Origin of the sequence: Pseudoalteromonas rubra (assembly GCF_005887095.1) — a bacterium.
GTDB lineage: Bacteria > Pseudomonadota > Gammaproteobacteria > Enterobacterales > Alteromonadaceae > Pseudoalteromonas > Pseudoalteromonas rubra_E.
In genome coordinates this window covers 92,594-105,394 of sequence record NZ_PNCI01000001.1, presented here as the reverse complement: position 1 = coordinate 105,394, position 12,801 = coordinate 92,594, and the positions used below count along the sequence as shown (strand labels likewise).

At 45.4% G+C, this 12,801-nt stretch carries 10 protein-coding genes; 5 read left to right on the top strand and 5 right to left on the bottom strand.

Annotation, left to right across the window (positions count from 1 at the left end; translation table 11 throughout):
- Positions 1-139: 139 nt before the first annotated feature.
- From ybaK to dnaK, 3 genes are all read right to left on the bottom strand, one after another.
- Entirely contained in the window at positions 140-598 is a 459-nt protein-coding gene (ybaK, locus tag CWB99_RS00430) for a Cys-tRNA(Pro) deacylase (protein WP_138551949.1), read from the bottom strand.
- A gap of 436 nt (positions 599-1,034) precedes the next feature.
- On the bottom strand, positions 1,035-2,165 hold the full coding sequence (dnaJ, locus tag CWB99_RS00425; protein ID WP_138551950.1) for a molecular chaperone DnaJ: 1,131 nt from the start codon (positions 2,163-2,165) through the stop codon (positions 1,035-1,037).
- Between the two features lie 225 nt (positions 2,166-2,390).
- Positions 2,391-4,334 carry a molecular chaperone DnaK gene (dnaK, locus tag CWB99_RS00420; RefSeq protein ID WP_349304473.1) on the bottom strand — a complete coding sequence of 648 codons (1,944 nt, stop codon included), beginning with the start codon at positions 4,332-4,334 and terminating at the stop codon, positions 2,391-2,393.
- A 195-nt stretch (positions 4,335-4,529) separates the two neighbouring features.
- On the opposite strand from dnaK, the gene CWB99_RS00415 reads away from it, so the two are divergent.
- Genes CWB99_RS00415 through CWB99_RS00400 form a run of 4 tightly spaced genes read left to right on the top strand, consistent with a single transcriptional unit; the run spans position 4,530 to position 8,836 of the window.
- The gene (locus tag CWB99_RS00415; RefSeq protein WP_138551952.1) at positions 4,530-5,333 is read left to right on the top strand and encodes an acyl-CoA thioesterase; all 804 of its coding nucleotides are present in this window, start codon (positions 4,530-4,532) and stop codon (positions 5,331-5,333) included.
- Between the two features lie 59 nt (positions 5,334-5,392).
- Positions 5,393-6,601 carry a paraquat-inducible protein A gene (locus CWB99_RS00410; protein WP_138551953.1) on the top strand — a complete coding sequence of 403 codons (1,209 nt, stop codon included), beginning with the start codon at positions 5,393-5,395 and terminating at the stop codon, positions 6,599-6,601.
- Positions 6,594-8,252, top strand: coding sequence for an intermembrane transport protein PqiB (gene pqiB / locus CWB99_RS00405; RefSeq protein WP_138551954.1), 1,659 nt, complete (start codon positions 6,594-6,596; stop codon positions 8,250-8,252). Before CWB99_RS00410 ends, pqiB begins: the two co-directional genes overlap by 8 nt.
- On the top strand, positions 8,252-8,836 hold the full coding sequence (locus CWB99_RS00400; RefSeq protein WP_138551955.1) for a PqiC family protein: 585 nt from the start codon (positions 8,252-8,254) through the stop codon (positions 8,834-8,836). Before pqiB ends, CWB99_RS00400 begins: the two co-directional genes overlap by 1 nt.
- Before the next feature lie 5 nt (positions 8,837-8,841).
- Here CWB99_RS00400 and CWB99_RS00395 read toward each other — a convergent pair whose 3' ends face one another.
- Both CWB99_RS00395 and CWB99_RS00390 read right to left on the bottom strand, forming a co-directional pair.
- Positions 8,842-9,360, bottom strand: a complete 519-nt coding sequence (locus tag CWB99_RS00395; RefSeq protein WP_138551956.1) for a GNAT family N-acetyltransferase — start codon at positions 9,358-9,360, stop codon at positions 8,842-8,844.
- A gap of 57 nt (positions 9,361-9,417) precedes the next feature.
- The gene (locus CWB99_RS00390) at positions 9,418-12,294 is read right to left on the bottom strand and encodes an insulinase family protein (RefSeq protein WP_138551957.1); all 2,877 of its coding nucleotides are present in this window, start codon (positions 12,292-12,294) and stop codon (positions 9,418-9,420) included.
- A gap of 271 nt (positions 12,295-12,565) precedes the next feature.
- On the opposite strand from CWB99_RS00390, the gene CWB99_RS00385 reads away from it, so the two are divergent.
- On the top strand, positions 12,566-12,751 hold the full coding sequence (locus CWB99_RS00385) for a hypothetical protein (RefSeq protein ID WP_138551958.1): 186 nt from the start codon (positions 12,566-12,568) through the stop codon (positions 12,749-12,751).
- Positions 12,752-12,801 lie beyond the last annotated feature (50 nt).

Below are 12,801 nucleotides of genomic sequence, written 5' to 3'. Positions count from 1 at the left end.
AAAACTCATAAAGAATTAATAGCTTACAGGTGTTCGCTGAAATGCTTTCTTTGTCTGTTTTTTACTCAAAAATAAACATTGATGAGGTATAGCCTTCTCTTTTACAGAAGGAGTTATCGCACAGGGTTGGTGGGCCAACTCAGAAGTCAGCTACCTGCGCTGAGCAGACAGCTTGTAAAGAAATGGGACTCACGGCTAACTCTAACCCCCGTCGCCCGCCACTCACGTAGATCGTATCATGACTTAGCGCTGAGCTATGTAGCATGACGGGCAAGCGCTTCTTATGCGCGAAGGGGCTAATACCGCCAAGTTGATACCCGGTTGCGTTTTCTGCTTGTTGTTGAGTAGCTAGCTGCGCTTTTTTTCCTTTGCAGCGCTTAGCAAATACCTTTAAGTCAACCAACTGAGTTGCCGGTGTGACCGCGACACTCAGCTTACCATCTACACTGATCACTAAAGTTTTAAACACTTGGTTGGGTGACAGTCCCAGCGCTTCTATCGCTTCGTGTGCAAAATCGGTTATATCTGGGTCGTGGTCAAACTTCAAAACTTGATAGCTGACCTTATGGTGTTCGAGTAAGGTTATCGCAGGGGTCATGCCCGGTTTTCCTTTTCCTGGCTATCTAAAAGTAAGCAAGTGCGCTTTATCTGAATTTTAACTTACCTGATGGTGGACAAAGCGCTAAATTAGACTAAAGTCTTATTAACTCTATACGCACTGTATTATTGCAGCTTGGAGTCGTTATGAACAGGCGTCTTGTTCGTATCGCGGCCGTATGTGCGGTTAGCTACGTTGCTCTGTCTTTTTTGACCAATGAATACCATTTTTGGGAAAGCAGTGTGGCCTGTGCGTCCAAGTGCAAGCGATTGGGCTGTAACGATGGACTTCTCTTAACAGGACACAGTCGAACAGTGCTGGCGTGTAAATGCACTGGAGATATGGACTATCTCATGCTTTTAAACTGAGAGAAAACGGCGCAATTAAGCGCCGTTTGTTTTTCGAGCGTTAGACATTGTAAACGACGAGTGTCGAATTACTTGGTCAGATCATCAAAGAATTTCTTCACGCCATCAAAGAACCCTTGAGCCTTGGGGCGGTTTTTACCCGCATCGCTGCCCATGCTCTCTTCCAATTCTTTTAATAGCTCTTTTTGTCTCTCATTAAGGTTAACCGGTGTTTCTATCACGACTTTACAGATCAAATCACCGACAGCGCCGCTACGCACTGATTTCACACCTTTGCCGCGCATTCTGAACATTTTGCCAGTCTGGCTCTCAGAAGGCACTTTTAGGTTAGCACGGCCATCAAGGGTCGGTACTTCAATCTCGCCACCTAAAGCTGCTGTGGTGTAGCTGATCGGCACTTCGCAATATAGGTTATTCCCATCTCGAACAAAAATGGGGTGCTCTCTCACGCTCACCTGAACATACAAGTCACCGGCCGGCGCTCCGTGCATACCCGCTTCGCCCTCTCCGGACAACCTGATACGATCGCCCGTATCAACGCCCGCAGGGATTTTGACAGACAGTGTTTTAGTTTTCTCTACGCGACCCTGCCCGTGACAGCTATCACACGGATCAGAAATGACCTGCCCGCTTCCCTGACACGTAGGACAAGTTTGCTGTACAGCAAAGAAACCTTGTCTCATCTGTACCTGACCGGCACCATGACAGGTAGGACATGTCTTTGGTTTAGACCCAGACTTTGCACCGCTACCATCACAAGGCTTACAGGATACCCAGGTCGGCACCTGGATTTCGACTTCTTTACCGCGTACCGCGTCTTCAAGGCTCAGATCTAAGCTGTATCTCAGATCTGCGCCGCGCTGCTGGCGAGACTGGCGTCTGCCACCTCCAAAAATATCACCGAATACGTCCCCGAAAATATCACCAAAATCAGCACCGCCGCCAAATCCACCATGGCCTGCACCACCGTTTTGTTCAAAGGCAGCATGGCCGTATTGATCATACATCTGGCGTTTTTGACTATCCGTTAAGACTTCGTAGGCTTCTTTTACTTCCTTAAACTTTGCTTCCAGCTCAGCATCGCCCGCCGTTCTGTCTGGGTGATACTTCATTGCAAGGCGTTTATAGGCCTTTTTAATCTCACGTTCACCGGCGTCTTTTGATACCCCAAGAACGTCGTAATAGTCTTGTTTTGACATAGTTCTCACACATCTTACTGAGCGATCAGCCACTATGATGACCGCCTGGCGAATAGGTGTTTAATTGTGCCACAGATGAGGCTTAGTGCCTCTGTTCGTCCACTTATCCGCTCTAATTTAAATACGTCAGAGCCTGCTTACCTTTGCCATTCGCTAGAACTTGAAGGATAAACAGGCCCTGTTTAGCACTCCAGGCTAGGCCTGTGTGCGCTTACAAGTCAACAATTACTTGTCGTCTTTTACTTCTTCAAACTCAGCATCTACTACATCGTCGTCAGCTTTGTTTGCTTGCTGTGCACCTGCGTCACCGCCAGCTTGTTGTTGCGCCTGAGCTTTCGCCTGAGCAATTTCCATTAGCTTCTGAGATTTTTCTGCAAGTGCCTGGGTCTTAGCATCGATTTCTTCTTTGCTTTCGCCTTTAATCGCTGTTTCCAACTCAGACAGTGCCGCTTCGATTGCTGTTTTGTCGTCAGCTGGCAGTGCATCACCGGCTTCTTCTACTTGCTTGCGAGTTGCGTGAACCAAAGCATCAGCCTGGTTACGAGCGCCTACCAGCTCTTCGAACTTCTTATCTTCTTCGGCATTTGCTTCTGCATCACGAACCATGTTTTCGATTTCATCGTCGCTCAGACCTGAAGACGCCTGAATCGTGATCTTCTGCTCTTTACCTGTGTCTTTGTCTTTCGCAGATACATGCAAGATACCATCCGCGTCAACATCAAAGGTTACTTCGATTTGTGGTACACCACGCTGCGCAGGACGAATGCCTTCCAGGTTGAACTGACCAAGAGACTTGTTGTCGCTTGAACGCTTACGCTCACCCTGAAGAACATGAATCGTTACCGCAGACTGATTGTCTTCTGCTGTTGAGAAAGTTTGCGACTTCTTAGTAGGGATAGTCGTGTTTTTCTCGATTAGCGCAGTCATCACTTGACCCATGGTCTCGATACCCAGAGACAGAGGGCAAACGTCAAGCAGTAGTACGTCTTTTACGTCACCTGCAAGTACACCACCTTGAACCGCAGCACCTACTGCCACCGCTTCATCAGGGTTAACGTCTTTGCGTGGCTCTTTACCGAAGAACTCAGCAACTTTCTTCTGTACCAGTGGCATACGTGTTTGACCACCCACCAGGATGATGTCATTTACGTCGCTTACAGACAGATCTGCATCAGCCAGTGCACGCTTCAGCGGCTCAATTGATTGCGCAACCAGGTCTTCAACCAGAGACTCAAGTTTCGCACGAGTCAACTTCACGTTCATGTGCTTTGGACCTGTTGCGTCAGCAGTAACATAAGGCAGGTTCACCTCAGTTTGCTGTGCAGATGAAAGCTCGATTTTCGCTTTTTCAGCTGCTTCTTTCACACGCTGCATTGCCAGCGGGTCAGTTTTCAGGTCAATGCCCTGATCTTTCTTGAATTCAGCAACCAAGTAGTTGATTACGCGGTTATCGAAATCTTCACCACCTAAGTGCGTGTCACCGTTCGTCGCAAGTACTTCGAATGTGTGCTCGCCTTCAACTTCATCAATCTCGATGATTGAGATATCGAATGTACCACCACCCAGGTCATACACTGCAACAACGTTGTCGCCTTGTTTTTTGTCCATACCGTAGGCAAGTGCCGCAGCTGTTGGTTCGTTGATGATACGTTTTACATCAAGACCAGCAATACGACCGGCATCTTTTGTTGCCTGACGCTGTGAGTCGTTGAAGTAAGCAGGAACAGTGATTACTGCTTCTGTAACTTCTTCGCCCAGGAAATCCTCGGCAGTCTTTTTCATTTTCTTCAGGACTTCGGCAGAAATCTGAGGTGCCGCACGCTTTTCGCCACGTACTTCAACCCACGCATCGCCATTATCTGCTTTAACAATCTTAAATGGCATGATGCCGATGTCGCGCTGTACTTCTTCGTCTTCAAAACGACGACCGATCAAACGCTTGATTGCATACAGTGTGTTCTGAGGGTTAGTCACAGCCTGACGTTTTGCCGGTTGACCTACTAGCGTTTCGCCCTCTTCGGTAAATGCAATAACCGATGGCGTTGTACGATCCCCTTCAGCGTTCTCGATAACGCGTGTTTTATCACCATCAAGTACCGCTACACAAGAGTTAGTAGTACCTAAATCGATTCCAATAATTTTACCCATGTGAATCTTCTCCGACTTCAAAAATTCGTTGTTCTGTTAGATGACTTGATAAATAGGGGCGGCAAATTGTAATTCAAGCGTCACAACAAAAAAAAAGTGATTTTTTTTGAAATTTTTTCGCCATGCCGTTTTTTTCATCAAAAATCACCAGGATTTGACATTTTTACCCTGGTATGACCAGATAAGAGCATCAAAACCCAACTGAATATAAGTGTTATGACATTTGACGAACTCATTTCTCTACCCGAATTAAAAAACGCACAAGCTCAGCTGTCATTGCCAGCAAGCTGGGGTCAGGGCAGAACCGTATTTGGTGGTCTCTCTGCTGCATTGATGCTACAGAGCATGCTGCATCAACTGGGTGACCCAAACAGACGCCTACTATCTTTTAGCTGCAATTTTGTAGGACCGCTTTTAAGCGAACAACCATTCGAGCTGAACACCTTGTTATTACGTTCGGGAAAGAGCGCAAGCCAGATGCAAACAACCATCACGCAAAATAACCAGGTTTGTCTTGTTGCCCTGGCCAGCTTTGGGAAACCCCGTACATCCTCTATTAATGTGGCTGCGGATGATGACTTTACGTTGCACAAGGTAAATCCAAAACAAACGCTGCCATATACCGATGGCTTAATGCCCGCCTTTATCCAACATATCGACCTCAACCTTCAGCAAGGTGCATTACCATTCAGTGGCGCCGACTCTAGTCATATTGGTGGCTGGATGAAGTTCAAATCCCCTGCGCAGCCTCACCTGTCAGTATTGCATTTACTGGCACTTGCCGATGCCTGGCCACCCACTTTACTGCAATTATGTAATGGCCCAACACCTGCAAGCAGTATGTCATGGTATATTGAGTTTCTCAGTGACATTGAGTTACCCGGCTCAGAATGGTTTGCCATGGAGGCAGTCACGCACCAGGCGGAGCATGGTTACGCAATAGAAGATGCGAAACTGTTTTCACAAGATGGCAGGTTGCTGGCATTGAGTAGGCAAACCGTAGCGGTATTTGACGGTTGATAAAAACAGGTAAGTCACTCACACTATATGCAGGAGTAAGTTAAAGTATTGGTTAAACAGTGATAGTCGCCTGCCAGCATTGTGATTATTTAGTATCTATAAGAGATTTGGGCGAGCAGCAAAGGGCTGTTTGTCCGCATTGCGGCAACGTGCTCGCCACGACTCAGCGTAACTATGCTCAGTGGATTGCCGCGTTCAGTCTTTCATCCATTATATTTCTGTTGCTGAGCTTACAACCGCACTTTATTTCCTATGCACAGCATGGACTTAAACAAACCATCAGCCTGATGGCTGCAATCATGCAGCTGGCAGAAAACTACAGTGTGTTCTTAGCTGCATTGCTTAGTGTCAGTATCGTTATCTTACCGCTTGTCGCCAGTGCCCTGATCCTGTTGGTCCACACCCCTGTTTGGCAAAAACTCAATCCGCACAATGCCCGCGCTGTTGCTAAATTCATAATGACTCTGAGACCACTCAATCTCGCTGATATTTTTTTAGTTGCAGTGTTAATCAGCGCTTTTAAACTGACCGCATTTGCAGAAATAGAAGTGGGTCTTGGTTTTTGGGCTTACATTCTGTTTGTGCTGTGTTTTATTGAAACCCTCTCATTATTAAGTGAACATCAGTTGTGGCAATTACAACAGGCGCACTTCACGCCAACGATAGAACACTGTGCCAAACGGGCCAGCTCTCAACAATTAAAGCAATGCCATGTCTGCCATCAAATAAGCCGCAGTGAACACTGCCCACGTTGCCTGGCAAAATTAACCTATCGAAAAAATAACTCAGTTGCACGCAGCGCCGCCTGGATGTTCACCTCTTTGGTATTTATGGTCCCCGCGCTATCTTTTCCTATCATGGACACCATCAATTTGGGGTTGCATACACCCGCTACAATATATGGTGGCGTTGAAGTATTGTGGCGAAATGGCTCATACCCTATCGCTATCGTAATTTTCATTGCCAGTATCTGTATTCCGCTGATCAAAGCGGGCACTTTGTTCTATTTGCTGTACCGAGTCAGGCGTCCTGCCAATCCAAAAGTGACCGCAAAATTCTACCGCGCACTGGAAGCGGTTGGAAAATGGTCAATGATCGACGTTTTTGTCGTGATTCTCTTGGTTTCTCTTGTTCAGCTTGGTACTGTACTGAGCGTTGAGCCGCAGCCAGGTATAGTATTTTTTACTGCCATGGTTATTTGCCAGATTTTTGCAGTGAACAATTTTGACCCTCGACTACTTTGGGACTCTCTGAATAAACATGAATAAAGAAGCGCATATCGAGCCCAAGCCCAGGCTTTCAGTCATCTGGATTGTACCTTTATTGGCCATATTGATCACTGGCTGGATGCTCTATCAGCATCAGCAAAACAAAGGCCATCAAATATATATAAAGATGAAAAACGCAGATGGTGTTATCGCGGGGAAAACAGAGGTAAGGGTTAGAAGTGTCAAGATTGGCATAGTTGAATCTTTACGCCTACAAGTCGAGCAAAAAGCTGTTGTTGCTACCGTCAGAATAGACAAACACTACGACAGCTTGCTAACAGAAGATGCCAAATTCTGGATAGTAAAGCCCCGAATCGATCAATCCGGGATCAGCGGGCTTAACACTCTGTTGTCCGGCGTTTACATAGAATTATTACCTGGCGAGAGCAAACAACGCACCAGCCTGTATACGCTTCAGGACCAACCAGCGCTGATATCCACAGATGTAGAAGGCTTACGATATCAACTCAGCTCTGCCAGCGGTGAAGTACTAGATGTGGGTACTGGCATTTTTTTTCGTAACTATCATATCGGCCAGATTGAAAGCGCCACATTTAATACTGATACGCTGCAAATGGAATACGGTATTTTTATCGATTCTCCTTATGACAAACTCATTACCCACAATGCCATTTTTTGGATCAACTCTGGGGTTGAGATCTCATTGACCAGTGAAGGGATTAGTCTCAATACCGGCTCTTTGGCTAAAATGATTAAAGGGGGTATATCCATCGACTACCCGCCCGAGCAAGGGGGCGGACAAATCGCCACTGAAGGGCGTGCATTTAAATTACACCAGAATTTTGCGGTTGCACTGGAGCGACGGTTTGATTTATTTGATCACTACCTGGTTGAGTTTGAACAGTCGATCCGCGGTTTAAAACCGGGTGCTCCTGTGGAATATCGCGGTATGCGAGTCGGCACTGTGGAACAAGTACCAGCAAGGTTGGAACGCGATGGACTGCCACTTTACTTCCAGCAAGGCAACACCTCCATACCCGTTTTAATTAAAATTGAATACGGTCGTATCTATGAAGTTGATGCGAAAGCCAAGCAATATTGGCAAGAAAATATAGAACAATGGGTTAAAAATGGCTTAAGAGCCTCACTAAAAAGTGGTAATATTTTAACAGGTGCGGTATATATAGAACTAGATTTTTACAATTCTACCGATCCGACCAGTTTAGGAATGAATTACGCGTACCCGGTATTACCGAGTGTACCCAGTGGATTTACTGCCTTGTCGGAGCAGGTAATGGCTTTGTTAAACAAGCTCAACAAATTGCCTCTGGACAACTCGCTCAACGAGGCACAAAAAACAATGCAGGCGTTTACGGCATTAGCAGAGGAAACGCAGGCACTGGTAAACGGTTTCAACACAACGAAAGTATCAGAAAAAGTGGAAAAGAACTTAACACAATTACAGGGAACGCTGGCACAGCTTACTGCCAGCCTGAAACAATTTGAGAAAACGCTGAGCAATTACCAAAAGGGTTCAGGTATGGTTGAACAGTTGACAGATACCCTGCAAGAACTGGAAAGCTTAAGTAACTCCCTCAAGCCAGTATCAAAAGGACTTAACGAACAGCCTAATATGCTATTGTTCGATAAAGATACCTTAGCAGACCCAGAACCGCGGAAGCAGCAGTGATGAAAGGCGTCATCGCGGTATTTATCATATTCATGATGGGCTGCACCGGCTCAGCTCCTGCTCAGTATCATTACTATCGGTTTAACGCCTCTCAAGCCGAAACTGAGGATCACAGCACTGATCAACCCAGAATCTATTTAGATCAGATAAATATAATCGGAGTCGCTGATCAACAGGCACTTGTTCAATATACAGGTGAGCACACAGTCCATATCGCCAATTACCATTACTGGGCTGAACACCCTAAACTGTTGCTTACAAAGGAAACGCTGCGCTATCTGAATGACACCGGATTTACCCCAGCCCTATCAGTCAATGCGAGCGAATTCAAGCCAGGTGAATATAGATTATTGATAGAAGTGTCAGACTTGGCCGGACATTACCAGCAAGGTGCAATACTGAGAGGCAACTGGTATCTCTATCGTATCTCAGCTGAAGGAGCCGATTTGGTTGAAGTGCGACAGTTTAACCATAACTCCCCTCTTGTTACGGACGGGTTCGATGCACTGATCACCGCCCACCAAAGTAACTGGCAGCAATTAATGAACCACTTACAGTCATACATTACCCAAGTCGCACTTTAAAATCCTTATTTATTAAGCTGATTTATATATAGGTTGGTCTGGTCCATGTCGGGTACCAGTTGAAACGTGCCAACCAGTAGAAAATTCAGCTTTTCTAACAATCTGTTACTCGCAGCATTCTCCGGTGCCGTAATCGCACCCAGTGCATTGTATTTGCCGCAATCACGAACAAACGTTAGCAAGGCCTCTGCCGCTTCATACGCAAAACCTTTGCCACAATGCCTATCCAAAAACGCATACCCCAGGTCGGGGAATGCCAGGTAAGGTCGCTGGTAAAGCCCGCAAATACCAATCGCGGTCTCATCGTGCAATGTCACAATATAGGGACTCGGCGCCGCCAAATCGTAAGATGTAAAAAATGCACTTTCTATATAATTCTGCGCATCACGCAATGTTCTGATCTGTTTATCCGCAACATTATCGATAAAACTCTTCTGGTTGAGAAGCTCATAAATTAGCTCTGCATCGGTGATCCTCGCCCGACGCAAAAACAGACGCTCAGTTTGAGTGACGATATCTGCCATACAAAATTACCCTTAATATACTAGGCGGGGCAAGTGCCCCGCCAGATTGATAACAGCTTATTCAAACTGTGCTTTATTATAAAGCTCATTCATTGAGTTAATTTTTACTTCATTAGGCAGGGTTGCAAAAGGTTTGTCGGCAAACTTCTTACCTCGGATCTGAATATTTAATCTTGCAGCGTCTTCATTGAGCATACTCTGCGCAAAGTAAGATTTAAGATCTGCCAAGGTAACCTGTTTGGTTGCCTCGATTAGCTTAGCTCTCGAATCAAAAGCCAGGTTGTTGCGATACCAATCTATGAGGATTGGTTGCGATTCCTCAGCGAGATTCTTAGGCACTTCAGACAAAGAAAGTAGCGCTGCATCTTTGAGCTGATTGAAAGTACCCTGGTCAAGCTCATTGAGTACTTTTGCATATTCCTGTCTGTATACATCGAATCGAGCCTGCATAGCTTGAACATCCAGCACCGGGGTTTGAATATAGAAGCCCAAGGCAGAGTATTCATCTATTCCCTGTGCTATGGCCCCCACAGCATAGGCAAGCTGCTCTTCAGTTCGAAGTGCATTGAAAAGGTGGCTATTCAGATGCGATTTCAGTACCAGCGCTGCAGCTTTTTGCGCATATCCAGGAGTGGGGTGCACGAACATATCGACAATAGCGACATCTGCCGTGTCCGTATCCTGCTGCCAGACCAGCGCTTTGCCGGCTTGCGGTTGCAAGAATTTAGCTCTGACATAGTCATTGTGCTCTCTTGGCTTATTAAGCGTGCTCTTAACTTCCTCGACGACATTTGCCAGAAACGCTTTACTGTAGTTGCCATAACCAAATATACGCACTGTATGCTGATTCAGCAGTTCATTTTGCGCCTTGGCGAAGCCGTCCTGAGTCATTTTACCCGCAATATCAATCAGTACATCTTCATCAAAGTTACCAGAGCGCACCAAGGACTGGTAACGGCCAAACGCCTGATAAAACGGGAATTGTTGACTTTGATTTTGAATATTTCTGATAAACCTGTCAACAGCCTGCTCCAGCTGCTTTTGGCTCGGCTGCACCTTCAGACCGTCCAGTGCCTGCGATAGCAAAACGCCTTGTTTATCCGTAAACCCGGATATAGTCAGTATTAATCCACTATTTACGCCAAGTCTCAGCCCCATGCCAGCGACCGATGCTTCGGTCAGTAACTTTGCTTTTTCAATCGAATATAAATCCGCCCACAAAGCGGCTGCTACCTGAACCTGTGCACTGTCTAGTGTCTTTGGAGAATTAATATGTATCTGTAAGCGCCCTTTTGGCTGAGCGCTATATTTTTCACTGGTTTTTTGCCATACCGCAACAGTATTGTCCTGATAAACCTTGTTTACTCTGTCATCTTGTTCTGATTGCGTCACTATATCAAATTGCTCGGGAAGCAAACGGTTTATGCTTGGTAAGGCGAGCTCTGGATTTATACTTGCCTGCCAGGAGGCAAGCTCTTGTTCCGGAATATCAACCACCTTATAGCGGCCATCATAAAAGTGTAGTTTCTGATCGTGTGGTTCACTTTTGCTGATGTACCAAATGCGAAGCCGCTGTGCATTTAACTGTTCCAGTACTTCTGTGACTGCCTGTTCGTTAAAATCGGCAAAGAAGTAAGGAGCATTAATTGCGTGGTTTATAGGAAATTTTTGCATGCTGTCTGCAAGACCAGAAACATAGTCAAACTCATCTCCACGCTCTAAGAACCGGAACTGGTTAGCAAGTGACGTTTTAATCTCTTTAAAGTACTTGCGGTCTACACCTTGCTCTTTGATAAGTTGGATATACTGCATGACTATCGCAACGGCTTGTTCCCGATGGCTCATACCAAGGTCCGTCAGCTGAATATCAACAGACAATGAGCCATAGTTACCATATAAGTCAGGTACCGCATTGGCTGTCAGCTCTGAGATCCAGCCTTTGCTTTTTAGTACCTGTGCCGGGCTACCCTGCATTTCGTTACTGAGTAAATAGGTTACAAAGTAGTTAGGCTTGAACGCAAATTCATCCATGTTATTGGCAATTGTAAAATCCAGCTTCAATGATTTCACATCTTCATTCGGGACATAATGAATACGTTTTTGTCCAATTTCTGAAAAATCTAATTGTGTATCTACGCTTGGCGCTTCAATTTGTTTGTTTTTAATCGTTGCAAAGTGTCTGTGTGCTTTTTCTGCCATCTCGGGCAAAGGTAAATTGGAGATCATCGCCAATTTCATGATATTGGACGAATAATATTCATTATAAAAAGCAACCGTTTCTTCGTGCAGGTTACTATCTGGTTTATCGCCCAATGTTTCATTGTTGCCAATCAAAAAGCGGTTTGCGGGGTGTGTCCCCATCATGCTACGCGATAGTTTATACTGACCAAAAAAGTCCATCTCCCGGCGCATAGACCACTCAGCATTCACTGCATTTTTCTCTTTATCTGTGTACTCGGGATAGAGCTTAGGCGATTTGAAGAAATCAGAAAAACGATCGAGCGCTTCATCATAGGCCTGGTTATTTACCTTAAACATATAGTTAGTAATGTCTAACCAGGTATAGGCGTTGTGAGTGCCGCCGTTGCGACTCATAAAATCTTTATATCCTTGCGTATCAGGGTAACGATCGGTACCCAAGAAAAGCATATGTTCGAGATAATGTGCCATCCCTTGTTGCGACATGGGGTCATGAAGTAAGCCAACGCCCACGCTCAGTGCAGCGGCCGACTTTTCCACTTCAGGGTCTGATACCAGAATTACCTCAATGCCATTAGACAAGGTAAGAGTCTGGTACTGTCTTTGATCATTGGGGCTAACCACGAGCGATTTTGACAAGGGTGCTGCAGCAGTTTCATCTGCTCCGTGATATGTTGACACACATCCTGCTAACAAAGCCAATGCAATGCCGGCGACTATCATAGTTTTTTTCATTAACTATCCATCTCAATATAATTATTCTGGTCTTGAGGCCGACCCTAAAGACGACCTTAGTCCCCAAACGCTACCATCTTACCTCTGTGTAATTCAATGGTTATTGGGCATTTTAATGAGGTCGGAAGATCTGAAATACACTTTTGTCCTTATAGCGATTAGTAATAACAACGAGAAAACCTAAAAGAATTATTTATCACACAGTTTTTTCTATTTGATAACATTACCAGCAAACAATCACGATAATGTTGAATAATCAGAGGCACATATAATGGAAAGCAATCAATCTATCTGCGACTTTGGGCTTCATAGCGGTGAACCTTACAGCAAGCTGCCAGCCAGCTTTCTTAATTGGATGGTTGCCACCGGACATGCCAAACAGAATTTGGCTAAAGAAGAGCTGACTCGCAGACACAATGCAGTGTATGACTCCAGAATGAAGTCAAAAATTCAATAATCGGCTATATTTGCTTAGAGCTTTTAGTTTAAACTAAGGCGCATAGAAAG